We start from the raw sequence: 23,919 nt of genomic DNA, 5'->3' as shown, positions 1-23,919 counted from the left end.
CATCAAAACAAAAAGCCGGATGCCTCGCCTCCGGCTTTTTTCGTTTGAGTGGCTGGAATAAGCCAGGATTGGTGCCATCGCACCACGCTTACGGCCTGTCATCCTCATCGGCGATGTAGCCGCTGGTCTGCCTCTGCCAAAGCCTCGCATAAAGACCACCTTGCTCAATAAGGGCTGCGGGCGTTCCTTCTTCCACGATCCGGCCCCGATCCAGCACGATGATGCGGTCCATGCGGGAAATCGTAGACAGGCGATGGGCAATCGCAATCACCGTCTTGTGCGCCATCAATAGATCGAGCTTCTCCTGGATTGCGGCCTCGGACTCGCTGTCCAGCGCAGATGTCGCCTCGTCCAGAATAAGGATAGGCGCGTCCTTCAACAGCACCCGCGCAATGGCCACCCTCTGGCGCTGGCCACCGGAAAGCTTGACGCCCCTGTCTCCGACAAAGGCTTCATAGCCACGACGGCCCTCGCCATCGGTCAGATCGCCAATAAACTCATGGGCCTGCGCTGCCCGCGCCGCAGCATCGATTTCCTCAGCCGATGCATCCGGCTTGCCATATCGGATATTATCGCCGACGGACCGGTGCAACAGCGAAACATCCTGAGAAATCACGCCGATATTCTCGCGCAGGCTGGCCTGCGTCACGGCTTTGACGCTCTGCCCATCAATGCTGATATCGCCCTTCTCCAGCTCGTAAAAGCGCAGCAGAAGATTGATGAGTGTGGTTTTCCCAGCGCCCGATAGCCCAACCAGCCCGACCTTCTCACCCGCCCGCACACGCAGGGACAGGTCGTTGATCACATCAGCGCCTTCCCGATATCCGAAGTGCACGCCCTCAAAACGGATGTCGCCCCGCTTCACAGCAAGCGTTGCAGCATCAGGCGCATCGACAATGGTCGGAGGTGTCGTCATCACCGGCATCGCATCACGAATGGTGCCAATCGCCTGAAAGATCTGCTGGCCCATATCGAGAAAGGCGCGGCCATTGCCTGAAAGCCGCTGCGTGAGATAAATCACGCCCGCAAACTGGCCGGTGGTCACAAAACCATCCAGCATGCCCCAGAAGCCGATACCCAACATGGCAAGCCACAGAAGAACGCTGAGAAGGAGAATGGCGATGCTGGTCGTCAAATAGACCCGCCGCTCGCTATGCTGCGTTGATATGACCTCTGCAAAAACTTTGCGCAGGCTTCCCGCCTCGCTGTCTTCGGCGGCAAATTGCTTGACCATCTGGATGTTGCTGTAGAGATCGGTCATCGATCCCACCAGCAGGCTGCGTTTTTTGGCCGAGTGGCGAGCGGCTTCAGCAAATTTCGGCACCGCCTTCACGGCAATCACCACGCTCAGAATAATCCAGACCAGCACCGGCAGGGCAAGCGGCCACGCAACCGTACTCAACAGCACGAGCGAGCCGACAAACTGGATCAGAAAATAGGGTATCGAATAAAACGCGACAATGACCTGGGTCTGAACGGCAGAGGCGGCCTGCGAAAGCCGGGAGGCGATCTGCCCGGAAAACAGGTCATGAAAGAACCGCAGGTCCTGCCGCTCAACCGCCTTATGGCCCTGCCACTGAATGGCCGCCGGCATTCCCACCGCAACCGTCTGCGATGACAGGGTGTTGGCCAGGAATGTGAGAATGGGCTGCACGGGAAACAGCAGAAACGCCATGACAGCCAGAAGAGGCCAGTCCTCGACCAGAAAGGCCTCGGCCCCCTTGGCGGTTACCCCATCGACAATCGATGAGAAGCTCCAGATCAGAAAGAGATTGCTGGCTTCCATCAACATCGCAGAGACAGAGATCGCGATGAGCACACCCCGAAACATCCGCACGAAATGCAAAAGCACATGAAACGGGCCCTTATCAGGGATCGGCCGGTAGGCAATATCGAGCGGCCGGATCAGCCTTTCAAACGGACGATACACAAAGTCTGAAAAAGCCATGGCGGTCCTGCGGAAGCAATTGGAATGACGTTAGCGACACTAAGAATCGCCATAATTAAACCATGGATTGCAATTTTTCAGAACCCTGTTCCTGAACTTCGCCGAACCGGATCAGCTTGACGGCGCCAATATCCTGCCGGGCTGCCTTCAGGCCTTTCCTGCCTGGTATTGCCGCACGGCCTTCCCGAAGGCTTCAAACAGCGCCCGCGAGGGTGCGTCGGTTTGCGCCCAATATTCCGGGTGCCACTGCACACCCACGGCAAAGCCCTTGGCATCGATCACGGAAACCGCCTCGATTGTTCCATCCTGCGCCGTCGCCTCCACCTGAAGGCGCGGCGCGGTTTTGGCAATGGCCTGGCGGTGCAGCGAGTTGATCTGCACCTCACCGCTCGTGCCCAGATGCGTGGCGATGCAGGAGCCCTCACGAATATGCACCGGCTGGCGAATGGCATAGGCCGCGTCGCGGTTCGCATCATCGGGCTTGCGGTGGTCCCACACGCCCGGCTGCTCCTGAATTTCACTGGCCAGCGTGCCACCCAGCGCCACATTCAGCTCCTGAATGCCACGGCAGATGGCCAGCATCGGAATGCCGCGATCAATGGCCCGGCGGATGAGCGCAAGGCTCGTCGCATCACGGGCGGGATCGAAGGGTCCGTCACTGTCTTTCGCCTCGACACCGTAAAGCGAGGGGTGAACATTGGTGGCGGAACCCGACACCAGCAGCCCATCCACACGGTCGAGAATGGCATCGACATCATTGCCCTCTTCAAAGGCGGGCACGATGAACGACATGACGTCGGCAACATCAAGCGCTGCGGAAAGATACTGTGTCTGCGCGGCGTGCCAGTCGGCACCATCAAGATGTCTGATATCGGCGGGAATGGCGATGATGGGTCTGGACATGGAGGCTCCGGCTTGCATGGGTCACCTGTTTTGAAACCGGAAACTCCGTTCGTCAAGCGCCTGCGCTGTCGGAGTGAAGCCCTATCTTCACCTAAAGTCTGATGTCTCTTCTTCAGATTTCAGTTGACTGCTTCAATTGACGTAATTGCCGTAACAACAAAGCATTTACAGCGTTTTATTCTTGGCGGAGATGCTTGTCAGCCGTGCGGGGGCGTGCTTTTCTCTGGCCATGCCAGATAGCGGAGGGGAATTCGGCTATCGGTCAGATCAATATCTGGGAGGATATTTATGGATCGTCGTTCGTTCATCAAAAAAGGTGCTGTCTCCGGCGCAGGCGTTGCCGCTGCAACGGTTCTTGCCGCACCGGCCATCGCGCAACAAAATGCCAAGATCACATGGCGCCTCACCTCTTCGTTTCCAAAATCGCTGGATACGATTTTCGGCGGCGCGCAGGATGTCGCCGACCGCGTGAAGGCCGCAACAGACGGCAATTTCAATATTCAGGTTTTTGCAGGCGGCGAAATCGTGCCAGGCCTGCAGGCAGCCGATGCCGTCTCATCCGGCACGGTGGAAATGTGCCATACCTGCTCATATTATTATGTTGGCAAGGACCCAACCTTCGCCATCGGCACGGCCATTCCATTCGGTCTCAATGCGCGCCTCACGAACTCCTGGTTCTATGAGGGCAATGGCAACAAGCTGCTCAACGAGTTCTATGCCAAGCATAATCTCTACGGCATGATCTCAGGCAATACCGGCGTGCAGATGGGCGGCTGGTTTCGCAAGGAAATCAACACGGTCGAAGACTTCAAGGGCGTGAAGATGCGCATTGCCGGTCTGGCTGGCAAGGTGGTCGAGAAGCTCGGCGTCGTGCCGCAGCAGATCGCCGGTGGCGATATTTATCCGGCGCTGGAGAAAGGCACCATCGATGCGGCTGAGTGGGTCGGCCCCTATGACGACCACAAGCTCGGCTTCCAGAAAGTGGCGAAATACTACTACTACCCGGCTTTCTGGGAAGGCGGCCCAGTCATCCACTCCTTCGTCAATCTGGACAAGTGGAACGCCCTGCCTAAGAACTATCAGGCCATCCTCCAGGATGCCTGCTCCTTCGCTAACACCAACATGATGGCGAAATACGACGCCAAAAACCCCATCGCGATCAAACAGATCGTGTCCGAAGGTGCAACGCTGCGCCCCTTCAGCCAGGATATTCTGGATGCCTGCTACAAGGCAGCACTGGAAGTCTACGCCGAAATTTCAGCCGTCAATCCGGACTTCAAGAAGATCTACGAAGATCAGGTCGCCTTCAAGCGCGAGGGCTATTTGTGGATGCAGCTCGCTGAATACACCTTCGATACATTCATGATGATCCAGCAGCGCAACGGCAAGCTCTAACCGACATCAATATCAGGTGAGACACATAAACCCGGATCGAAAGGTCCGGGTTTTATTTTGCCCGAAAGGGTTGCGGCCTCTCGACAAATATACCGACAACCATATGATCGCGAAAGTTGAACGCTCTAGCAGCACACTCCGTTACCAGCCGGAGTATCGGCGATGATGGGCCTCGACGACCTTGGCAACGGCCTTGCTGTTCAACTGTGGAGGTGATGCGATGCGAAAGCCGCTGAGCATTACGCTATTGTTTAGAAAAAGCCGGACAGGCTGGTCAATAGCTGTCCGGCTAACATTTCTGAGCAAGTAGTAAAACGGAAGGTAGGGCGCCAACCCTGCCTTCCACTTCACCAATATAATCCGTTATTCCACACGTAACAAGTATTTCCCTCACGGACCGATCTTCGGCGGCTCGTTCAGGTTCGGCATTCCGGGCAGTCCATTTCCGCCCGGCTGTGCTGGCGCGCCATCCATCGGTGGCAGGCCGAAATTCGGCCCCAAAGTCGGCATCGTATTGCCACCTGAGTTGCCGAAGGGCACATCGATCTTGATCGTATTGAGATCCACAGCAGGTGCCTTGTCCAGCCAGTAGGTCACGGATTCGGGCCAGAAGATCACGATGGCAACGAGAATGAGCTGCATTCCCAGCCACGGTATCGCGCCCATATAGATGTCGGATGTCTTCACGCTTCGGGGTGCGATGGACCGCAAATAGAACAGCGCAAATCCGAAGGGCGGATGCATGAAGCTGGTTTGCATGTTGATGCAGATCAGCACACCGAACCAGATGAGGTCGATACCGAGAGACTCGGCGATCGGCGCCAACATCGGAATGACGATGAAGGCGATTTCGAAGAAATCGAGGAAAAACGCCAGGAAGAAGATGAAGATGTTGACGAAGATCAGGAAGCCGATTGGCCCGCCCGGAATGCCCGACAGCATGTGCTCGATCCACAGCGAACCGTCCATGCCCTGAAACACGAGGCTGAAGCAGGTAGCGCCGACCAGAATGAACACCACCATGGAGGTGATGTGCATGGTGGAGTGCATGCCCTGCTTGACCAGATCCCAGGTCAGGCGACGATGCGCAGCAGCCAGCGCCATGGCACCGACAACACCCAGCGCGCCCGCTTCCGTCGGCGTTGCCAGACCCATGAAGATGGTGCCCAGCACGAGGAAGATCAGCACGATGGAAGGCACCATGCCCGCCAGCACCTTGAACACCAGCGCACGGTTCAGTTCGCCACGCGCTTCCGGCGGCAAGGCTGGCAAGTCTTTCGGGCGCAGCTTCGACATGACGAAGATGAACAGCATGAAGATGACGACTTGCAGGATCGACGGGCCGATGGCACCGAGATACATGTCACCGACGGACTTGCCGAGCTGATCGGCCAGAACGATCAGAACCAGAGATGGCGGAATGACCTGTGTAATCGTGCCGGATGCCGCGATGACGCCCGTCGCAAGGCGCGGATTGTAGCCATATTTGAGCATGATCGGCAGCGAGATGACGCCCATGGTAATGACCGATGCTGCAACCGTGCCGGTAATGGCACCGAGGATCGCGCCGACCAGAATGACGGCATAGGCAAGTCCACCGGGAATGGCGCCGAACAGCTTGCCCGTGCCCTCCAGCAAATCCTCCGCCAGCCCGCATCGTTCCAGAATAGCGCCCATGAAGGTGAAGAAGGGGATGGCCAGCAACAGATCATTGGAAATGATGCCGAAAATGCGAAGCGGCAGCGCCTGCAGGAAGGCAGGCGAGAAATGCTCCGTGAAAATGCCGATGACGCCGAACAAAAGCCCGACAGAAGCCAGAGAGAACGCCACGGGAAACCCGTAAAGCATGAAAATAATCATGCTCAGGAACATCAGCGGCGGCAAAATACCGTATTCGAACATGGAAATATCCTTAGCGGTCAGCGCCTGATTTACTGGAGCGGTTTTTCGTATTTGGTGTCGAGCTGATAGAGCCCGTTCAGCGCGCCGATGCGCTTCACCAGTTCGGATATTCCCTGAAGGAAGAGCAAGGCAAAGCCCGCAAAGATAATGAATTTGACCGGCCAGCGGATCAGGCCGCCCGCATTGGAAGACACTTCGTTCTGTGCAAGTGACAGGGTAAACATCGGCCAGCTCAGCCACGCCAGATAAAAACAGGCCGGCAGCAGAAACACGACTAGGCCGATCATATCGACCCAAAGGCGGGCGCGGGCGGAAACGGCGCCGTAGATAATGTCCACGCGCACATGTTCGTTCATCCGCAATGTGTAGGACGCACCCACCAGCACGATGAAGGCGAACATGTACCACTGGATTTCCAGCCAGCCGTTCGAGCTATAATTGAAAATATAGCGAACAATGGCGTTGCCCGCACTCACGAGGCAGCAGATCAGGACAAGGTATCCTGCAAACTTGCCCATCGCCTCACTGAACCCGTCAATAAGAGCGCTTGTCTTCAGAAGAGCCTTCATTCCTTCCCCTCCACCATCCCTTTGCGGGTTCTATGCGAGAGGTTCATCCGTGACCGTCACCCTCTGACGATACTTGCATCGACTATGCGGTAACTTCGGACGTCCTCCACACCATTTCGTGTAGGAGGTGGCTTGCCAAAATGCAACGGCATTGGCACCTCTGCCCTTGCAAACAGGCGGTTTACGAGGAATTGAGCAACCTGCTGTGGCATCACTGCACGCTTTTTCCACAGGCCCCGCAAAATTGCGGCATGTCCCACACAGGCCAACCACGACTGGCCTGTGTCCGTTGCGTTTTTCAACACTTCCATGTAGGTCTTGTTTCGGAGCGTTTTGCAACGGTCTGCCATGTGAGGAAAGCCGCCAGCGGGCGTGTGGAGTAACGGGCGGAAGCGTTGATCATTGAAGGGGAATTGGCATGAGTGAACACCATACGGGCCCGATCGAACTCGGCGCGAAGATGAACTTTTCCGAGCATGAAAAGACCTATGACGGCTTTCTGGCAGCCGCCAAATACGGCACCATGCTCGTCACGGTATTGATGATCGCCATGGCCGTTGGATTTTTCACAACAGGCGGCTTTTTCGGTGGCCTGCTTGTTTTCGTCATTCTCTCTGTCGCAGGCTTCGTACTGCTGCGCTAAGACTTTGGCCTGATGGCAAGTCTCGTCATCGAATGATCTTGAACTGGTAACATGGGGAGAGTTCAACTCCCCCCATGGCGTTTTGTCTTAGCTCAGACAGGCGTTTCTGGCACAGGTGTCACCACCTTGCGCTCACCAAGCCAGCCCAGCACATTGTCTGCCACCAGATCGGCCATCGCATTGCGTGTCGGCACGGATGCAGAGGCAACGTGCGGAAGCAGCGTCACATTGGGAAGAGCCAAGAACCCTTCCGGCACTTTCGGCTCCGCGTAAAACACATCAAGACCCGCCGCACCCAGCGTACCGTCCTGCAGCGCCGCAAGCAGCGCATCTTCATCGACGCTTGAGCCTCTGCCGACATTGATGAACACGCCATTGGAACCCAGCGCCGCGAAAATATCGGCATTGATGGCCTTATGGGTTTCCGCAGTCCCCGGCACGATGCAGATCAGCACGTCCACCGTCTGCGCCATTTCCTTCAGCGAGCCATAGTAGTTATAGGAAAGCTCGGCGCGTCTGGAGCGGGTGTGATAGCCGATCTCCACCTTGAACGGCTCCAGCCGCTTGGCAATTTCCTGGCCGATGCGGCCCATGCCGAACAGGCCCACTTTGCGCCCCCGCAGCGAAAATGGCGAAAGCGCAAACGGTCCTTCCGCCACCCATTTGCCCTCGCGAAGATGCTTTTCCGCATCGTAGAGGCGCCGCACAGTGCTGATCAAAAGCGCAATCGTCGTGTCGGCCACTTCGTCGTTCAGAACGTCAGGCGTGTTGGTCACGATAATATTGCGCGAAGCCGCATGTTTCACATCCACACCGTCATAGCCCACGCCAAAATTGGCGATGACTTCAAGATTGGGCAGCGCGTCCATCCACTTGGCGTTAAAGCCACCGGAAACGGCAACAGCGGTAATGCGCTCGGCAACACCTTCTGGCAGCGTCGGCTCTGGCCCCGATGGCGCTGTGATGACCTCAACCTTGCCCTCGAAACGCTCGAGAACGCGTGGATGGATCTTTCCCGGAACGAGAACGGTGGCTTTAGTATCTGACATGCTTGGACAACCCCTTGCTGCAATGCGTCGGGGGCAAGCTAGACGATCAATACGAAAAGCGAAACCCGCAAACTACTTTCGCGGAACACAAGGGCTGGTGGATTGGCGAATGCGCATTTCGGGCTTGATGAGGTGAATACCGTCAGGCTCATGGCTGCCCGCCAGCCTGTCCAGCAGCGCACGCGCCGCCAGTCGGCCAACCTCTGCCTGACCGTTGGAAACGGTGGTCAGCGCCGGCGTCGCAATCGCCGCCTCTTCCAGATCGTCATAGCCCGTGACCGAAATATCCTTGCCCGGCACAAAGCCCGCCCGTGAAATGCCGTTCATCAGGCCAATGGCAACAAGATCGTTCCAGCACACGGCAGCCGTCGGCTTTTGCGGCAGCGACAGAAAGTTCACAGCCGCCTCAAACCCGCCCTGCTTGGAGCGTGCACCGGGAATGCGCAGATTGGGATCCACCTCGATGCCCGCCTTGCGCAGCGCATTGACATAGCCCTGATACCGGTCGCGTCCTGTCGAGGTCTGGTCCGTGCCGCCCACCATGGCAATGGTACGGTGGCCAAGGCTGATCAGGTGGTTGGTGGCGAGCGATATGCCATAGCTGTCATCGCCGCGAAATGTCGGCATATCGACACCGTCCATGGAGCGCGCCACGAGAATGGCGGGCATGCCGTTTTCCTCGGCCAGCGTCATGTCTTCCAAAGGCGTACCGATGGCGGGGGACATGATGATGCCGTCACTGCCCAGTTGCAGCAGCGTTTCGATGAAGGTGCGTTGCTTTTCGACGGAATCGTAATGGTTGGAAAGAATGAAGGTTTGGCGGCTGCGGTCCAGCTCGCTCTCGATGGCTTTGAGAATTTCACCGTAAAACGGGTTCATCACATCGTGAAACACAACGCCGATAATGCCGGAGCGCGAGGTGCGCAGGCTGGCGGCGCGGCGGTTGTAGATATAGCCCAGCGCGCGCGCCTGCAGCTTGATCTTTTCGCGCGTATCGGCGGCCACCAGCGGACTATCCCGCAATGCCAGCGAAATGGTCGCGGTTGAAAGCCCCAGACTTTCAGCAATGGTCGATAATTTGATCTTCTGCGCCACAGTTGCCTCCCACGGTCACGCATTCCGCCATCACGCGGCGTTTAAATTGTGACTAAACAATTTAAACAAAATCTGCAACCGTTTTAAGGATTTCAACACAAGGCAATATCTGTAATACAAATTTTAATCGATTGATTCAAAAGCCTGCAAATTGGCATCGATCGCCCGCAGCAATTTGACAACCGTTTTCACATCCTTGGCGGACAGACCATCCACAGCGCGGCTGTTGCAATCGGCCAGCGAAGTATTGATGTGCTCGACGCTTTTCAGGCCAGTCTCCGTCAGCTTGACCATGGTCAGCCGTCCGTCGCCATCACCTGCACTGCGCTCCACAAAGCCCTGCGCCTCCATGCGGCCAATCGTGCGCGTCATGGTCGGCGCCTTCACGCCCAGCTTCTGGGCAATCTGCCCCGGCGTCATGCTGCCTTCCTGCGCAAGTGCGAGAATAACGCCATCTTGACCAGCATAGAGACCACTGGCTGCAAGATTGTGGCTCAGCGCCGTGCGCATGGAGCGGGCCGCCTGCGTAATGGTCTGGGCAAGCTCTTCCGAATGAACCGCCAGATCCTTCTTTTTGCCGGACTTGGCCTTCTTCTCGGATTTGTTCTTTTTGGCCAGCTTATCCTTGCTCATCAGCAAATGCCTTTCCTGAAGTCCCGGACGACGATATGTTCTTGGTAACACTTAACGAATGCAGGCGCGGATCGCCAGATGCCAGACACATATACGCATATTCACGACAATAACGTAACAGGCCCGTCAACCATGCGAAACGAGACGATTTCTGTGCTGCCGCTGGGCGCGCATGAGCAGCATGGACCCCACCTTCCCTTCGAGACGGACACGCTCATCGTAGAAGGCATTGTCGCACGATTGAAACAGGCGCTTGCATCCAATGCGCCCATCCATTTTCTGCCCGCAGAGCCTGTCGGCTATTCCGTCGAGCATATGGATGTGGCAGGCACGAAGACGCTGTCCTTTGATGAGGCAGTGCATCGCTGGCTTTCTATTGCCGAGAACGAATACCGCAAGGGCATCCGCAAATTCATGATGCTGAACGCCCATGGCGGCAATTCACCGCTGATGACCATCGTCGCCACCGAGGCCCGTATCCGTTTCGATATGCTGGCGGTCGCCACCAGCTGGACCCGTTTCGGCATGCCACCCGGCATCATCACCCCGCAGGAAAAGTCCATCGATATCCATGGTGGCGATATCGAAACGTCGGTCATGCTGGCGCTGCAGCCGCACCGTGTGAAGATGGACAGGGCTGAAAACTTCCCATCCGCACAAACGGAATTTTCCAACCGCTTCAAGCATTTGCGCGCCTATGGCCCGCATGCCTTCGGCTGGCGCATGTCGGACCTCAACAGACAAGGCGTGGCGGGCAATGCCGCTATTGCCACCGCCGCAAAGGGCGAGGCGATGATCGCGCATGCGGTATCGGGGCTGGTGGAGCTGCTAGCGGACATTTCCGCCTTCGACGTGAATTTGCTTGAAAGCTCGGCTCAAAAATCTTCGGCAGATTCTCTTTGAACTCACTTCCCCACACGCCTATATGAACAGCAACGCTTTCAAAGCCATCATCCGGCTCTTTTATATCAGAGGTTCATCATGACCGAAGCAGCACCGACAACAAAGCCCATTCCCGTAACCGTATTGACGGGCTATCTGGGCGCGGGCAAAACCACGCTCCTCAACCGCATCCTGTCGGACAATCACGGCAAGAAATATGCCGTCATCGTCAATGAATTCGGCGAAATCGGCATCGATAACGACCTGATCGTGGAATCGGACGAAGAAATCTACGAAATGAACAATGGCTGCGTCTGCTGCACCGTGCGCGGAGATCTCATCCGCGTGGTGGAAGGCCTGATGCGCCGTCCCGGCCGTTTCGATGGCATCATCGTGGAAACGACAGGCCTTGCCGACCCGGTTCCTGTCGCACAGACATTCTTCATGGATGACGATGTGCGCGCCAAAACCGAACTGGACGCCGTTATTGCGCTGGTGGATGCAAAGCACCTGCCGCTGCGCCTGAAGGACAGCCGCGAAGCCGAAGACCAGATCGCCTTTGCCGATGTCGTTGTCATCAACAAGACCGATCTCGTCACGCCGCAGGAACTGGCTGTCATCGAAGATGTCGTTCGCGCCATCAACCCGTCTGCCCGCATTCACAAGACAACCCGCTCCGGCGTTGATCTGGCTCATGTTCTCAATCAGGGCGCGTTCAATCTGGAACGGGCGCTGGAAAACGATCCTGATTTCCTGGCGCAAGAGCACGACGACCACGTTTGCGGTCCCGATTGTGGACATGACCACAGCCACGACCACCATCATCACGACCATGGGCATGACCATCATAACCATGCCCACCATGATCACGGGCACGACCATGGCCACACCCACGCCGCCTCGCCCATCCATGACGTCACGGTTCAGTCCGTATCGCTGCGCGGTGGCGAAATGAATGCCGAGCGTTTCTTCCCGTGGATCCAGAAGGTCACGCAGACCGACGGCCCGAAGATCCTGCGCCTCAAGGGCATCATTGCCTTCAAGGATGACGCGGAACGTTATGTCGTTCAGGGTGTTCACATGATCATCGAAGGTGATCACCAGCGCGCATGGAAAGAAGGCGAAAAGCGTGAAAGCCGCCTCGTCTTCATCGGCCGCGATCTCGACCGCGAGAAGCTGGAAAACAGCTTCAACGCCTGCATGGCCGCTGCCTGATATTAAAAAGTGCCATTGCGGCACGCCATGACATGACGACCACAAGGAGTGCACCGTGATGGTGCACTTTTTCACGACTGACGACAACAACCACGGAAAGACTAGAGACCCATGCCCACCGTTGCTCCTCTTGACCTTGAAGGCCACGTCGTCGCGGCGCATTTTCTGGGCGAAGTTCCGTTGTTTGCCACAGCTGCAGGCACCATCCACCGGCTGGATGGCGGCGAGAAGGTTGTCGAGGCGCATCAGGGCCTTTTGACCTGCATCCGCGATCCGCACAGCGCCACGCTTCTCACCGGCGGTGAAGATGGCAAGGTGCTGCGCATCGGCCATGATGGCTCCGTTATCGAGCTTGCCCATGTGCCGCGCAAGTGGATCAGCGTTGTCGCAGGCGGCCCGCAGAACGCCATTGCATACGGCGTCGGCAAGTCCAGCTTCGTGCGGCTGGGTGATGGCACGGTCAAGGAATTCAAGGAAGACCGCACCGTCGAGGGCATCGCCTTTGCGCCCAAGGGCTTGCGCATTGCCGCTGCCCGTTACAATGGCGTCACGCTGCATTGGGTGGCCAGCGCTGGCGATCCTGTCGATCTCGATTGGAAAGGCGCCCATAATGCCGTCACCTTCTCGGCAGATGGCAAATTCCTCGTCACCACCATGCAGGAAAATGCGCTGCATGGCTGGAAGATGGAAGCCACCAAGGGTGGCATGGAAGCGCGCCACATGCGCATGACCGGTTATCCCGCCAAGGTCAAATCCATCTCATGGTCGCACAAAGGCAAGTGGCTGGCCTCATCTGGCGCACCGGCGGCCATCGTCTGGCCCTTCGCGGGCAAGGATGGCCCAATGGGCAAGGCTCCGCTGGAGCTTGGCACCCGCGCAAACATTATGGTCACGAATGTTTGCTTCCACCCGGCAGATGAAGTGCTGGCCATCGGCTTTGCGGATGGCATGATCCTGGGCGTGCGTCTCGCCGACCAGAAGGAAGCTCTGCTTCGTCGTCCCGGCAAGGGCGCCATTACGTCCATGGACTGGAGCAACAATGGCAATCTGCTGGCCTTCGCATCGGAAGCTGGCGATTGCGGCATCATCGACATCAAGACCTGAGCAATCCTCAACTTAGAGGGAGGCACTGCCGCATGTCGCGGCAGTGCCTTTTTTGACCGCCTCAGCGGAAGTTAGAAACGGTAGGTCACACCGGCACCGATCAACCACGGATCGAGCTTGGCCTTGCCGCTGATATCACCCAAAACATCATGCGTGGCGCTCCACTTCGTTTCGAGGAAGATCTTCTTCACGTCGAAGTTCACGCCCCAGTTCTTCGTCAGCATGTAGTCGAAACCGACCTGCACCGCCGCGCCAAAGTCGTTCTTGACGTCGAGATTGTGGAAACCTGCCTTTTCAGACTGGTTGTAGAACAGCGAATAGTTCAGGCCCGCGCCCACATAAGGCTTGAAGGCCCCGAAATCGGTGAAGTGGTATTGCAGGGTCAGTGTAGGTGGCAGAAGCCATGTCTTGCCGACATCGATCTCGCCCAGCGCGCCTGTCGTGTTGATCTTGGAGAAGGTCGTGCCAAGAATAAGTTCGGCAGCAATATTATCGGTGAAGAAATAGGTTACGTCGAATTCCGGAATAACTGTGTCGGAATATTCAAGCCCTGCACCGGGCACACCATTGATCGAACCGCTGTCATGGGTCATCACACCAAGGCCACGAACACGGATCATCCACGGGCTTGCCGCAGCAATAGCCTCTTCGGCTGTGGGCGCTGGCGCTATCGGCGCCATGTCGGCAGCGTGGGAAAACGCTGGCAGCGCAACAGCGAAAGCGGATGCCAAAAAGATGGCTTTGCGGAATTTGGCGAACATTTTTCTCTCCTTGATCTATCGAAGAGGTGCTTTGCAACATCGGCTCCGTTGCCCCTCGACCCTGGAAACCCATAGCCATTGCTGCAAGCCACACCCTGCCCGCACGTAACACGCAGGTGAAAATCATCATTTGAGGGAGATCAAAACTCGGAAAGGAAAATGGGGGCGGTCGCGCACATATGCGCGTATTCGTATTTCATTTTCTTCAAATATATCAATGCGAAAAGCTATTATTGCAGTTAATCAATTATAGATATTTTTATTCAATAGTTACTTTAATCGAAGACTGCATCTGCACTTGAAATACTTATCCCCATTTAGAATTTCGAAAAGTGGCACGCCGCTTCCCAGCATCTCCGTGGATTTTTTCTTTATGAAACTTTCAATTTCAACGATCATCACAGCCAGTGGCATCGCCTTGGCAACCGGCATCACAATAACGCTTCTCGTGGGTGCTTTCGCGCTTGATAGGCTGAAGGTCAACGGACCGATCTATCAGGAAATCATCGACAGCAAAGACCTGATTGCCGATATCCTGCCACCTCCGCTCTATCTCATCGAGACCTATGCGCTGACCAATGAAGGTGCCCTGCACCCGGACCGGCTGTCGCAAAACATAGAGCGCATCAAGGTTCTGAAAGGTCAGTACCAGGAGCGCCGTGAATACTGGAAAACGACGACGCTGCCGGATGCCTTGAAACAGGCCTTGCAGAACGATGTTCTCATCAAGGGCGATGCCTTTTGGGCAACACTTGATACCGACACGCTCCCAACGCTTGCATCCGGCCAATCGGCAAAAATTCCGACATCACTGAATATGTTGAGCAACACATTCCACGCCCATGAAACGGCGGTCAATCAGCTTGTCGAAATGGGCACCATCTATGGCAAGCAGAAGGAAGCAGAAGCGGCTGCACAGACCTCCTTCCTGCAAAACACGAACTATACGTTGGGTGGGCTTCTCATCCTCCTGTCCATTGCCTCAACAATTTATCTGCGCCGCCGCGCCATGAAGCCGATCCTGCGGATCACGCAGACCATGACGCGCATGGCCTCGGGCGACCTGAAAGAAGCCCCGCCGCATATTCACCGGCATGATGAAATTGGCGCCATGGCAAGGGCACTCGCCGTGTTCAGAGATGCCGGACTGGCCAAGCGTCAGCTGGAGAGCGAAGCAGAAGCGGCGCGGCGTGCTGCGAGCGCCGAACGCGAGACCCGGGAAAGAGAACGCATTGCCGAGGCAGATGCGCTGCGCTTCGCGATCCAGCATTTGGGACATGGCCTCAAAAATCTGGCCAATTGTGATCTAAGCTCGACGCTCGACCACAACTTCGACGCAAAGTTTGAAACCCTGCGCACCGATTTCAACGCCTCGGTTCGCACCTTACAAACCACGATGGGACAGATTCTGACAGAGGCAAATCACCTGCGGGCCCAAGGCAGCGAGATGCACGGTTCGGCCAATGATCTATCACGCCGCACGGAACAGCAAGCTTCGGCACTGGAGCAGACAGCTGCCGCCCTGGAAGAAGCCGCTTCAACCGTCAAGACCTCCACGGCCCGTGTCGATGACACCCGCAATCTGGTCAAAGAAGCGCGCCAGTCCACCTCCCATTCAGCAGACGTGGTCACCGAAGCAATATCCGCCATGCATCGCATCGAAACGGCCTCTGGCGAAATTGAATCCATCGTCGGCGTCATTGACGAGATCGCCTTCCAGACCAATCTTCTCGCGCTCAATGCCGGTGTTGAAGCAGCCCGTGCGGGCGAGGCTGGAAAGGGCTTTGCGGTCGTTGCCCAGGAAGTGCGCGAACTCGCCCAGCGTTCGGCAAAGGCCTCAAAGGAAATCAGGGTTCTCATCGGCAAATCGGGCGATGAAGTCGCAAGCGGCGTAACCCTCGTGCAATCCACCGTAGAGGTGCTGACGCGGATCGAGGATTTCGTTTCTCGCATCGATACCAATATCGACAGCATAGCCACCGCTGCCCGCGAACAATCCGTTGGCCTTCAGGAAATCAGCGCCAGCGTCAATTCGCTGGACCAGATGACCCAGCAAAACGCCGCCATGGTGGAAGAGACCAACGCGGTCAGCCATTCCATCGCAGAATCAACCAAGGCGCTATCGGACATGGTCCGTCGTTTCAGCATAGAGCCCGCAACCGTGGCGTCCAGACGCGCGGCATAAACCACGCGGACCCATCATTGCCGATAAAAAAAGAGGGCGCGTAGCCCTCTTTTCCATGTCTGACCTATCAAACCACCTGCGATATCAGGAAAACTTGCGCCCGCTTGCCACCAGCATCCCAGCCGCACCGTCCAACCAGCCGCTTTTCAGCTCCAGCGCCAGAAAGCGCGAACGCTCAAACGGGCCGGGCATGACAAGATGCTGGGTTTGACCTGCGAAAAAGCCGAAGCGCTCATAGTATGAAGCATCACCCACCAAGAGAATGGCACAATGGTTGCGCTTGGCAGCTTCACCGATGGCGGCGCGCATCAGGGCAGATCCGATGCCCTTGCCCTCATGGGCGCAATCCACAGCAAGCGGCCCGAGCAGAAGGGCCGAAACCGGACGTCCCTCGCGTGTCACGCCAGCTTCGACATTCCACAGCCTGACAGTGCCGATCACGTGACCGTCCTCATCGCGTGCCACCAGCGCCAGCCCTTCGGCAGGAACGCGCCCGGCGCGCAGCTTCTCGGATGATTTGCGGCGACGACCCGGGCCCATCACACGGTCCAGCAGGTTTTCGCGGGCAACCACGTCACCAGGATTTTCAGCTTCGATATGAAATGTCTGCGGCGTGAAAAATGCACGTACAGATTTGAGAACAGCGGCCATCCCGGCCTCCCGTCACCAAGCCGCCCACGAAAGCGGCACCCAAAAAATGTTGAAACCGTTCCGGCCCGCTGAACCACGCCCGACCTCGGCTGGAAAGAGGTGCGGCAAGCAGGGTTTGCGCCAGGCATGGAAGACGTAAGCCGGAACGGGAGACGTCTGATGATGCCGCCAGCCCTTAAAGACCGGCGGCACTCATTCAGATCACGTAGGACTTCAGCGGCTCGAAGCCGTTGAATGCGACCGCCGAATAGGTGGTCGTGTAGGCGCCCGTGCCTTCGATCAGAACGTCATCGCCAATGGTCAGAGAAACCGGCAGCGGATACATGTTCTTCTCATACATCACATCGGCGCTGTCGCAGGTCGGGCCTGCCAGAACGCAAAGCTCCATCGCATCTTCGTCCCGCTCGGTGCGGATCGGGTAGCGAATGGCCTCATCCATGGTTTCGGCCAGACCGCCGAACTTGCCGATGTCGAGGAACACCCAGCGGTGGTTGTCATTGTCGGACTTGCGCGAAACCAGCACAACTTCCGCCTTGATGACACCGGCATTGCCGACCATGCCGCGACCCGGCTCAATGATGGTGCGTGGAATCTGGTTGCCGAAGTGCTTGCGCAGCGCCGTGTCGATGGCATGGCCATATTCTTCCGCAGCAGGCACATCACGCAGATACTTCGTCGGGAAGCCACCGCCCATGTTGACCATCTGCAGGTGGATACCCTGCTTGGCAAGAGAAGCGAACACGCGCTTTGCATCGCCAAGGGCAGCATCCCATGCGTCGAGATTCATCATCTGCGAACCGACATGGAAAGAAACGCCGTAGGATTCCAGACCCATCTGGTGGGCATAGACCAGAACATCGACAGCCATCTGCGGCACGCAACCGAACTTGCGCGAAAGCGGCCATTCGGCGCCTTCGCCATCGGTCAGCACACGGCAGAACACGCGAGCGCCTGGGGCTGCACGGGCAACCTTCTCAACTTCCTCATGGCTGTCCACGGCGAAGAGATCGATGCCCAGCGCAAATGCGCGTGCAACATCGCGTTCCTTCTTGATGGTGTTGCCGTAGGAGATACGGTCGGAAGTTGCACCGGCATCGAGCGCCATCTGGATTTCAGCCACGGAGGCGCAATCGAAGCTGGAGCCCAGGCCGGCCAGCAGCTTGAGAATTTCAGGGGCCGGATTGGCCTTCACGGCATAATAGATCGCACTGTTTGGCAGAGCGTGCCGGAACGCATGGAAATTATCGCGCACAACGTCAAGGTCGACGACGAGGCAAGGGCCTTCTGGGCGGCGGGTCTTGATGAAGTCAATGATGCGTGCAGTCGTCATCGTTGTAATCCCTAAAATGTTCCGGCTCTGGAAAAATTCCAGAGGACAAAGGGCGCTCAAGATATGCAGAATGTTCCAGCCGGTGGAGACGCTGAATCAATAGCATACGCTCAAGGCGCAATTGTGAACAACGCCCTGCCAGGAGCATCATTCGGCTTTGTCTGCCATGGGATTGGAGGGAATCATACCCAACCGCACTTACGGCAATGATGGTGTGCCTCTTTAGTACCCCGGCTGATGGAAAGCCGGCAGAGAACCAGAAAGGCCCGCACCGTCGTTGCTTCATATGTCCTCGCATTTCCCGGTTGGCCGGAATAGCGACTGGAGGGGTTAATTCCAGGTACCTTACCGAACTCCTCACCACATCGAGGGTCGGCGGACACACATGGGCACGTGCGACTTTGGGCAACCGGGAGATAAGAATATTCGCTGTAACAATCAAGGGAATTTTTCATCAGATGCAGATTTTTTTGGCAGAATACTCTATTGTTGAACGCTAGGGCTTGACCGTTCACTATTGTGACCGAATTGGAGACTTTAATGGACACTCTCACCCGTATCCGGGCCTTTATCGACGTTGTCGAAGCGGAGGGTTTTTCGGCGGCCGCCCGCAAAACCGGGCGTTCCAAAGCGTTGTTGTCCAAATATGTGCGCGAGCTGGAAGACGATCTCGGCGCGCTGCTTCTTAACCGTACCACACGGCAGTTTTCGCTGACCGAAGCAGGCCACACCTATTATCGCACCGCCGCCGATATCCTCAAGGAAATCGACAACCTGGCCGATCTAGTACGAGAGAAAAACGCCGACCTGAAGGGCAAGTTGCGCATCTCCGTGCCGCGCACTTTCATCGATGCGGAAATCGGCCAGAGCCTCATCGATTTCGCCAAGGAAAATCCCGATCTCGTGCTGGAAATCGTGGCCGAGGACCGATTCGTCGATCTCATCGAGGAGAGCTTCGATCTGGCCGTGCGAATCACCAAGCTGGAAGATTCGGGCATGATCGCCAAGAAGCTGGCCGATTTCCGCGTCTATGCGGTCGCAACACCTGCCTTCATGGAACGCTATGGCCCGCTCGAGACCCCGCAGGATCTGGGCCGGGTTCCCTGCATCGTGGATACGAATTCGCGCTTCCACAATCACATTCGCTATTTCGAACCGGGCGGCGGCACCAATTCGGTGGCCATCAACGGCCCGATTGAGGTCAACAGCCCGCAAGCCACACTGCGTGCGGCCCGCACCAGCCTTGGCGTCGCCATCGTTCCCGATTTCATAGCCAAGCCCTATATTCTTTCAGGCGAACTTGTGACCCTGTTTGACGATTACATCTCCCGGGATCGCGGCATTTACGCTGTCTATCCGCACCGCCGTTATCTGCCCGCCAAGGTCAGAAGCTTTGTGGACTATCTGACCAACTGGTTTAAAACGCACGGCTGATTTCGGATCCAATGCGGCAAGGCCGAAATTCGGTCCCAATTTCCGCTAGAATCACACAAACACCCCAGACAAGAGACAGACAGGCATCCATGAAAAAAGCGATCATATCACTGGCTGCATGCCTGCCCGTCTGTCTTGCGCCCTTGAGCGCCATGGCGCACCCGCATATCTTTGCCGAAGCCCGGATGGAAATCATCGAAGGTGCCGATGGCAATATTGCCGAGGTGCGCAATGTCTGGCGTTTCGATGAGATGTTTTCCGCAAGCGTCGTGATGGATTACGACAAGAACAGCGACGCAAAGCTCGACAAGGAAGAGTTAGGCGAAATCGGTGCGACCGTTCACGAGTCCCTAGCCGAATTTTCCTACTACACCTTCATCACATCAAACGGAAAACCGGTTGATTTCGGCAAGCCCGATACTATCCACGTGGATTACCAGAACAATCAGGTCCTGATGTTCTTCTCGGTCAAGCCGAAAGCACCCCTTCCGGTGAAGGGCGTTTTGACCTTCGGCGCATGGGACCCGACGCTCTACACGGCCATCGATTTCGCCAAGGATAGTGACATCGTCGTGAAAGGCACGCATCTTGCCGCCTGCAAGCACAAGGTCGTGCGGCCGGACCCGGATGAAATCATCTCCCAGAACCAGAACAATCTGACCGACGCCTTCTTCAATGATCCCACAGGCACCGACATGACCAAGCTGTTTGCAACGCGACTGGAGCTGACATGCTGAGGAAGTGCGCCGGTTTCCTGATGGCCTCAGTGCTTGTGGCTGCCGCCGTCAGCATGGCCCATGCGCAATCCCCGCTCGGCATCGGCTCGGCTGAGCCCTCCATCTCCATCGGCGGGCCGCTCGCGCCTCTCTTCCAGTGGATCAACGTTCACCAGCAGATGTTCTACCGCGCCCTCACAGGCGCGCTGCGCGCCATGCGGGAAGACCCATGGGCGCTAACATCTCTGATCGGCCTCTCCTTCGCCTATGGCGTGTTCCATGCCGCAGGCCCCGGCCACGGCAAGGCGGTCATCTCATCCTATATGATTGCCAATGAGACGCAGCTGAAACGCGGCATCCTCATTTCCTTCGTGTCGGCCTTGTTGCAAGGCGGCGTCGCCATCGGCCTCGTTGGCGGAGCCTATATGGTGCTGCGCGGCACCTCCATCACTATGACCAAGGCTACGCAGGCCATGGAAATCGCCAGCTTCGCCATGGTCGCCCTGTTTGGCGCATGGCTGTTGTTCCGAAAGCTGCACAGCCTGATGGCAGGCCGGACAGCGACCCCAGCCCTTGCCATGGAAACTGCAGGCCCGGCACCGACTATCGCGCTCGAAACCAGCAACTTCTCCGCAAGCCCTGCCACGACAGGCGCAGCCAGAAAAGGCATGGGCTCCGGCCTGCGCTTTCAGGGCCAGCCGGTCTTTGCAGATCATGCCCAGAGCGGCACTGGCGAAATCTGCACCACCTGCGGCAATGCCCACGCGCCGGACCCGTCCATGCTCAGGTCCAAAGACTTCAGCCTGCAAGAAGCATGGTCAGCCATCATCGCAGTCGGCCTTCGCCCATGCTCCGGCGCCATCATTGTCATGAGCTTTTCAATTCTGAACGGCCTGCTGCTGGGCGGCGTCCTGTCGGTCATCGCCATGTCACTTGGCACCGCCATCACCGTGTCCCTGCTGGCCTGCCTTGCCGTCAAGGCCAAGGACATCGCGGTCCGCTTTGCCGGAACCGGCAGCCGCAAAGCGGCAGGCATCACCCACGCCATCGAAATCGCAGGCGCCGTCTTCGTACTGTTGATGGGACTCGGCTTGCTGGGGGCAGCGCTGCAGGCGTGAGGCTATGACTTTACGCTACCATTTTGCCTATTGCGCGTTAGATTGCGCTCCGCCGATGAATCGAAAACGGGTTTCTGTGGTCAATCACATCCGCAACGATTGCCTTTGTTCAGCCTTCATCCTCGCAATCATGCTTATTAGATTGCGCAACACGCTACGACACTGATTACAGCTGATCAGAAAATCACATACGCCACTGAGGACATTAATATTGGACAATGTCGAATAGGACGTACTACCGGATTGCAAACGTAAACGAAGCAAGGCAGGTTATGCAAATTCCTGCTAACAGGAACTGGGACGCAGAGGGAGGGAAAAGGTTTTGGAAGCCATTTTCCTTCCTACTCCGCTACTAGGACAGCGGCAATGTATCAGCCGGTTTGGAACCCGACTAACCAGCGGGTTTGGAAGCCGCCGTATCCGCAAATCAAAGCCTGACCAGAAAACCATGCGCGTCTGATTGACGCAAGCCGTTAACGGGGTTGTGGCAACTTATCCCGTGGTGATTTGGCCGGTCGGCTTGCAGCCACGTTAAACAAGTGGCTAACGGATCTGTTTTCCCAGCGCGTTGTTCTCTCTCAGCTTCATTGAATAGCATGAGCAGAGTAAATAGTTCTGTCGTTATTCCGGCAATATTATAGCCTATCTTTAGCGCCCACACCGCTGATACCGCGCCCGCAGCCAGAAGATCAGAAAAAACGCCAGAACCGCAACCGTATCAAACGCGGCGGCGACCCAGACGGAATAATGTTCCGCCAGCCACAGCGTCACGGTCGGCATGATGTAGAACAGAAAGCCGAAGCCAAGGACGATGGCGACAGCGGCGAGTGCTGCGGATGTGCTTTTGCCGTTCATGCGGATAGCCCTGCCCTGATATCTTCCAGCTTGCGGATTTGCAGACCGTCAGGTCCAAAATTGTCAGGCGAAAGCCACGTCTCGAAGGCCTCGCGCAGAACAGGCCATTCAGCATCGATCATCGAGAACCAGGCCGTATCGCGGTTGGCCCCTTTGGAAACCATATGCTGGCGGAAGATGCCTTCGAACTGGAAGCCGTAACGCGCAGCCGTTGCCTTGGAGGCTTCGTTCTCATTGTGGCACTTCCACTCGTAGCGGCGGTAGCCGAGATCATCGAACACATGGCGGGCCATGAGGTAATGCGCTTCGGTGGCAAGCGGCGAGCGCTTCATTGCCGCACCATGGGCAACGGAGCCGACTTCCACCACGCCATATTTCGGCTCGGGACGCATATAGCTCGCCATGCCGACAACCTTGCCGGTGGCGTTTTCGATAAAGGTGAAGGTCACCCAGCCTGAACCGGCCTGTGCAGCATCCAGCCAGTCGCCAAAGGCGGCGGCATCTGCAAAGCTGTCCTGCGGGAAATATTTCAGGAGATCATTGACGCCCTCGCCGCCCAGCGCATCCCAAAGCCTGTCCAGATGCTGCGCACGGTCAAACGGTGCGGCTGTCACGAAGCGGCCCTTGAGCAGCATCGGCTGCGGTGGCGGACATCCTTTGAACTGGGCTAGATCGCGCATTCTGCTCCCCCGTAACATGACGGGAGAGACTTATGGCAGGCCGCGGGCAAAGACAACAGGCGATTGGCGTGCCTGCCCGCACACCGCATCACACCTTGGCGGCAGAAACCGTCGCTTCGATATGCTCCACCAGCGCATCCGGCAGACCGAGACGGCCCGCGAGAAGATCGAGATAACCGCGCTCTGCCCGGCTGTCCGGCTCGATGGTCAGGCGCGACGCAGTATAGATCTCGACCTTCTGCTCTTCGGTCTGGGCTGCTGCCACCAGCGCATCGATATCGAGCGGATCGGAGAGTTCCTTTTCAATGAAGGCTTCCGCCTCACGATCCAGCTCGGAAACCTGAAGCTTTTCCATAATGCGGGCACGTTCCGCCGCATCGATATGGCCGTCCGCCTTAGCGGCAGCAATCATGGCCTGCACCAGTGTCAGCGCGAAATTGTTGGAAAGCGTCGGTGATTGCGGGTGAAACGGCGAATCGACCGGTGGCGGCAAAAGCTCCTGGGTCGGCTGCGGCTGTGGCACAGACTTTGGCGCCTGGCCGGACTGGTAATTCTTGTAGGCGAGATAACCAAGGCCTGCGATGGCGGCGATGCCACCAACGGCTGCGGCATTGCCAGCCAGCTTGCGGCCAGTCTTGGTACCGAAAAGCGCGGCGGCAATCGCGCCTGCTTTCATCGGGTTGTTCTTCGCGATTTGCGTGGCCTGTCCGGCCCGGTCCCGCACACTTCCCGACAGGCCCGGTACGTTGGAGCCCAAAAACTGGTCTAGAAGCTTCTTCGCGTCGAACATTCAAATCTCCTGCTGGGTTCAATATCAACAGGAGATAGGAAGTGCGAAGCGGAATACAAAT

The 23,919-nt window shown here is 57.0% G+C and carries 22 protein-coding genes and 1 riboswitch; of the genes, 9 read left to right on the top strand and 13 right to left on the bottom strand.

Annotation, left to right across the window (positions count from 1 at the left end; translation table 11 throughout):
- Positions 1 to 88 precede the first annotated feature (88 nt).
- Positions 89 to 1,948, bottom strand: coding sequence for an ABC transporter ATP-binding protein (locus tag ACQZ51_RS05970; RefSeq protein WP_448775981.1), 1,860 nt, complete (start codon positions 1,946 to 1,948; stop codon positions 89 to 91).
- A 147-nt stretch (positions 1,949 to 2,095) separates the two neighbouring features.
- Positions 2,096 to 2,851 (bottom strand): gamma-glutamyl-gamma-aminobutyrate hydrolase family protein, encoded by a 756-nt coding sequence (locus ACQZ51_RS05965; protein WP_448775979.1) that lies wholly within the window; start codon positions 2,849 to 2,851, stop codon positions 2,096 to 2,098.
- A gap of 288 nt (positions 2,852 to 3,139) precedes the next feature.
- Between ACQZ51_RS05965 and ACQZ51_RS05960 the strand changes: the two genes are divergently transcribed.
- On the top strand, positions 3,140 to 4,246 hold the full coding sequence (locus tag ACQZ51_RS05960; protein ID WP_192067095.1) for a TRAP transporter substrate-binding protein: 1,107 nt from the start codon (positions 3,140 to 3,142) through the stop codon (positions 4,244 to 4,246).
- 390 nt (positions 4,247 to 4,636) lie between these two features.
- Here ACQZ51_RS05960 and ACQZ51_RS05955 read toward each other — a convergent pair whose 3' ends face one another.
- Both ACQZ51_RS05955 and ACQZ51_RS05950 read right to left on the bottom strand, forming a co-directional pair.
- Positions 4,637 to 6,148: a TRAP transporter large permease gene (locus ACQZ51_RS05955; protein WP_448775976.1), complete on the bottom strand. Its 1,512-nt coding sequence runs from the start codon at positions 6,146 to 6,148 to the stop codon at positions 4,637 to 4,639.
- Positions 6,149 to 6,177: 29 nt separating this feature from the next.
- A complete protein-coding gene (locus tag ACQZ51_RS05950) occupies positions 6,178 to 6,717 on the bottom strand; it encodes a TRAP transporter small permease subunit (RefSeq protein WP_448775975.1) in 540 nt (179 codons plus the stop codon).
- Between the two features lie 418 nt (positions 6,718 to 7,135).
- Between ACQZ51_RS05950 and ACQZ51_RS05945 the strand changes: the two genes are divergently transcribed.
- Complete coding sequence (locus ACQZ51_RS05945) at positions 7,136 to 7,360, top strand: aa3-type cytochrome c oxidase subunit IV (RefSeq protein WP_448775973.1); 225 nt, start codon at positions 7,136 to 7,138, stop codon at positions 7,358 to 7,360.
- A gap of 92 nt (positions 7,361 to 7,452) precedes the next feature.
- On the opposite strand, the gene ACQZ51_RS05940 is transcribed toward ACQZ51_RS05945, so the two are convergent.
- The 3 genes from ACQZ51_RS05940 to ACQZ51_RS05930 all read right to left on the bottom strand — a co-directional run bounded on the left by ACQZ51_RS05940 (position 7,453) and on the right by ACQZ51_RS05930 (position 10,137).
- A complete protein-coding gene (locus ACQZ51_RS05940; RefSeq protein ID WP_448775971.1) occupies positions 7,453 to 8,409 on the bottom strand; it encodes a 2-hydroxyacid dehydrogenase in 957 nt (318 codons plus the stop codon).
- 72 nt (positions 8,410 to 8,481) lie between these two features.
- Positions 8,482 to 9,504: a LacI family DNA-binding transcriptional regulator gene (locus tag ACQZ51_RS05935; RefSeq protein WP_042617630.1), complete on the bottom strand. Its 1,023-nt coding sequence runs from the start codon at positions 9,502 to 9,504 to the stop codon at positions 8,482 to 8,484.
- Positions 9,505 to 9,627: 123 nt separating this feature from the next.
- Positions 9,628 to 10,137 (bottom strand): MarR family winged helix-turn-helix transcriptional regulator, encoded by a 510-nt coding sequence (locus ACQZ51_RS05930; RefSeq protein ID WP_448775969.1) that lies wholly within the window; start codon positions 10,135 to 10,137, stop codon positions 9,628 to 9,630.
- Positions 10,138 to 10,269: 132 nt separating this feature from the next.
- Here ACQZ51_RS05930 and ACQZ51_RS05925 point away from each other — a divergent pair, with 132 nt between their 5' ends.
- From ACQZ51_RS05925 to ACQZ51_RS05915, 3 genes are all read left to right on the top strand, one after another.
- Positions 10,270 to 11,040 (top strand): creatininase family protein, encoded by a 771-nt coding sequence (locus ACQZ51_RS05925; protein WP_448776592.1) that lies wholly within the window; start codon positions 10,270 to 10,272, stop codon positions 11,038 to 11,040.
- A gap of 78 nt (positions 11,041 to 11,118) precedes the next feature.
- The gene (locus ACQZ51_RS05920) at positions 11,119 to 12,234 is read left to right on the top strand and encodes a CobW family GTP-binding protein (protein WP_448775968.1); all 1,116 of its coding nucleotides are present in this window, start codon (positions 11,119 to 11,121) and stop codon (positions 12,232 to 12,234) included.
- A 111-nt stretch (positions 12,235 to 12,345) separates the two neighbouring features.
- Positions 12,346 to 13,338, top strand: a complete 993-nt coding sequence (locus ACQZ51_RS05915; protein WP_448775967.1) for a WD40 repeat domain-containing protein — start codon at positions 12,346 to 12,348, stop codon at positions 13,336 to 13,338.
- Between the two features lie 71 nt (positions 13,339 to 13,409).
- Here the strand turns inward: ACQZ51_RS05915 and ACQZ51_RS05910 are convergent, their stop codons facing one another.
- Complete coding sequence (locus ACQZ51_RS05910) at positions 13,410 to 14,099, bottom strand: OmpW/AlkL family protein (protein WP_448775965.1); 690 nt, start codon at positions 14,097 to 14,099, stop codon at positions 13,410 to 13,412.
- A 373-nt stretch (positions 14,100 to 14,472) separates the two neighbouring features.
- On the opposite strand from ACQZ51_RS05910, the gene ACQZ51_RS05905 reads away from it, so the two are divergent.
- Entirely contained in the window at positions 14,473 to 16,284 is a 1,812-nt protein-coding gene (locus tag ACQZ51_RS05905) for a methyl-accepting chemotaxis protein (protein ID WP_448775963.1), read from the top strand.
- Between the two features lie 84 nt (positions 16,285 to 16,368).
- On the opposite strand, the gene ACQZ51_RS05900 is transcribed toward ACQZ51_RS05905, so the two are convergent.
- Together ACQZ51_RS05900 and odc2 are read right to left on the bottom strand one after the other, a co-directional pair.
- Positions 16,369 to 16,935, bottom strand: coding sequence for a GNAT family N-acetyltransferase (locus tag ACQZ51_RS05900; RefSeq protein WP_448775961.1), 567 nt, complete (start codon positions 16,933 to 16,935; stop codon positions 16,369 to 16,371).
- A gap of 196 nt (positions 16,936 to 17,131) precedes the next feature.
- Entirely contained in the window at positions 17,132 to 18,265 is a 1,134-nt protein-coding gene (odc2, locus tag ACQZ51_RS05895; RefSeq protein WP_448775960.1) for an ornithine/lysine decarboxylase, read from the bottom strand.
- A 540-nt stretch (positions 18,266 to 18,805) separates the two neighbouring features.
- Between odc2 and ACQZ51_RS05890 the strand changes: the two genes are divergently transcribed.
- From ACQZ51_RS05890 to ACQZ51_RS05880, 3 genes are all read left to right on the top strand, one after another.
- A complete protein-coding gene (locus ACQZ51_RS05890; protein WP_448775959.1) occupies positions 18,806 to 19,699 on the top strand; it encodes a LysR family transcriptional regulator in 894 nt (297 codons plus the stop codon).
- A gap of 89 nt (positions 19,700 to 19,788) precedes the next feature.
- A complete protein-coding gene (locus ACQZ51_RS05885) occupies positions 19,789 to 20,436 on the top strand; it encodes a DUF1007 family protein (RefSeq protein WP_448775957.1) in 648 nt (215 codons plus the stop codon).
- Complete coding sequence (locus ACQZ51_RS05880) at positions 20,430 to 21,533, top strand: nickel/cobalt transporter (RefSeq protein ID WP_448775956.1); 1,104 nt, start codon at positions 20,430 to 20,432, stop codon at positions 21,531 to 21,533. Before ACQZ51_RS05885 ends, ACQZ51_RS05880 begins: the two co-directional genes overlap by 7 nt.
- A gap of 489 nt (positions 21,534 to 22,022) precedes the next feature.
- Positions 22,023 to 22,100: riboswitch (SAM riboswitch) on the top strand.
- A gap of 81 nt (positions 22,101 to 22,181) precedes the next feature.
- Here ACQZ51_RS05880 and ACQZ51_RS05875 read toward each other — a convergent pair.
- The 3 genes from ACQZ51_RS05875 to ACQZ51_RS05865 all read right to left on the bottom strand — a co-directional run bounded on the left by ACQZ51_RS05875 (position 22,182) and on the right by ACQZ51_RS05865 (position 23,858).
- On the bottom strand, positions 22,182 to 22,388 hold the full coding sequence (locus ACQZ51_RS05875) for a hypothetical protein (RefSeq protein ID WP_448775955.1): 207 nt from the start codon (positions 22,386 to 22,388) through the stop codon (positions 22,182 to 22,184).
- Positions 22,385 to 23,068, bottom strand: coding sequence for a GNAT family N-acetyltransferase (locus ACQZ51_RS05870; RefSeq protein WP_448775953.1), 684 nt, complete (start codon positions 23,066 to 23,068; stop codon positions 22,385 to 22,387). Before ACQZ51_RS05870 ends, ACQZ51_RS05875 begins: the two co-directional genes overlap by 4 nt.
- A gap of 88 nt (positions 23,069 to 23,156) precedes the next feature.
- A complete protein-coding gene (locus ACQZ51_RS05865) occupies positions 23,157 to 23,858 on the bottom strand; it encodes a tellurite resistance TerB family protein (RefSeq protein ID WP_448775951.1) in 702 nt (233 codons plus the stop codon).
- Positions 23,859 to 23,919 lie beyond the last annotated feature (61 nt).

It is taken from the genome of Agrobacterium sp. CG674 (assembly GCF_053521645.1).
This window is presented reverse-complemented; position numbering and strand designations above follow the sequence as displayed.

What these genes read in the sequence shown, in the direction of transcription:
- ACQZ51_RS05970 (WP_448775981.1), bottom strand. Translation starts at nt 1,948, where the DNA reads ATGGCTTTTTCAGACTTTGTGTATCGTCCGTTTGAAAGGCTGATCCGG.
- ACQZ51_RS05965 (WP_448775979.1), bottom strand. Translation starts at nt 2,851, where the DNA reads ATGTCCAGACCCATCATCGCCATTCCCGCCGATATCAGACATCTTGAT.
- ACQZ51_RS05960 (WP_192067095.1), top strand. Translation starts at nt 3,140, where the DNA reads ATGGATCGTCGTTCGTTCATCAAAAAAGGTGCTGTCTCCGGCGCAGGC.
- ACQZ51_RS05955 (WP_448775976.1), bottom strand. Translation starts at nt 6,148, where the DNA reads ATGTTCGAATACGGTATTTTGCCGCCGCTGATGTTCCTGAGCATGATT.
- ACQZ51_RS05950 (WP_448775975.1), bottom strand. Translation starts at nt 6,717, where the DNA reads ATGAAGGCTCTTCTGAAGACAAGCGCTCTTATTGACGGGTTCAGTGAG.
- ACQZ51_RS05945 (WP_448775973.1), top strand. Translation starts at nt 7,136, where the DNA reads ATGAGTGAACACCATACGGGCCCGATCGAACTCGGCGCGAAGATGAAC.
- ACQZ51_RS05940 (WP_448775971.1), bottom strand. Translation starts at nt 8,409, where the DNA reads ATGTCAGATACTAAAGCCACCGTTCTCGTTCCGGGAAAGATCCATCCA.
- ACQZ51_RS05930 (WP_448775969.1), bottom strand. Translation starts at nt 10,137, where the DNA reads ATGAGCAAGGATAAGCTGGCCAAAAAGAACAAATCCGAGAAGAAGGCC.
- ACQZ51_RS05925 (WP_448776592.1), top strand. Translation starts at nt 10,270, where the DNA reads ATGCGAAACGAGACGATTTCTGTGCTGCCGCTGGGCGCGCATGAGCAG.
- ACQZ51_RS05920 (WP_448775968.1), top strand. Translation starts at nt 11,119, where the DNA reads ATGACCGAAGCAGCACCGACAACAAAGCCCATTCCCGTAACCGTATTG.
- ACQZ51_RS05915 (WP_448775967.1), top strand. Translation starts at nt 12,346, where the DNA reads ATGCCCACCGTTGCTCCTCTTGACCTTGAAGGCCACGTCGTCGCGGCG.
- ACQZ51_RS05910 (WP_448775965.1), bottom strand. Translation starts at nt 14,099, where the DNA reads ATGTTCGCCAAATTCCGCAAAGCCATCTTTTTGGCATCCGCTTTCGCT.
- ACQZ51_RS05905 (WP_448775963.1), top strand. Translation starts at nt 14,473, where the DNA reads ATGAAACTTTCAATTTCAACGATCATCACAGCCAGTGGCATCGCCTTG.
- ACQZ51_RS05900 (WP_448775961.1), bottom strand. Translation starts at nt 16,935, where the DNA reads ATGGCCGCTGTTCTCAAATCTGTACGTGCATTTTTCACGCCGCAGACA.
- odc2 (WP_448775960.1), bottom strand. Translation starts at nt 18,265, where the DNA reads ATGACGACTGCACGCATCATTGACTTCATCAAGACCCGCCGCCCAGAA.
- ACQZ51_RS05890 (WP_448775959.1), top strand. Translation starts at nt 18,806, where the DNA reads ATGGACACTCTCACCCGTATCCGGGCCTTTATCGACGTTGTCGAAGCG.
- ACQZ51_RS05885 (WP_448775957.1), top strand. Translation starts at nt 19,789, where the DNA reads ATGAAAAAAGCGATCATATCACTGGCTGCATGCCTGCCCGTCTGTCTT.
- ACQZ51_RS05880 (WP_448775956.1), top strand. Translation starts at nt 20,430, where the DNA reads ATGCTGAGGAAGTGCGCCGGTTTCCTGATGGCCTCAGTGCTTGTGGCT.
- ACQZ51_RS05875 (WP_448775955.1), bottom strand. Translation starts at nt 22,388, where the DNA reads ATGAACGGCAAAAGCACATCCGCAGCACTCGCCGCTGTCGCCATCGTC.
- ACQZ51_RS05870 (WP_448775953.1), bottom strand. Translation starts at nt 23,068, where the DNA reads ATGCGCGATCTAGCCCAGTTCAAAGGATGTCCGCCACCGCAGCCGATG.
- ACQZ51_RS05865 (WP_448775951.1), bottom strand. Translation starts at nt 23,858, where the DNA reads ATGTTCGACGCGAAGAAGCTTCTAGACCAGTTTTTGGGCTCCAACGTA.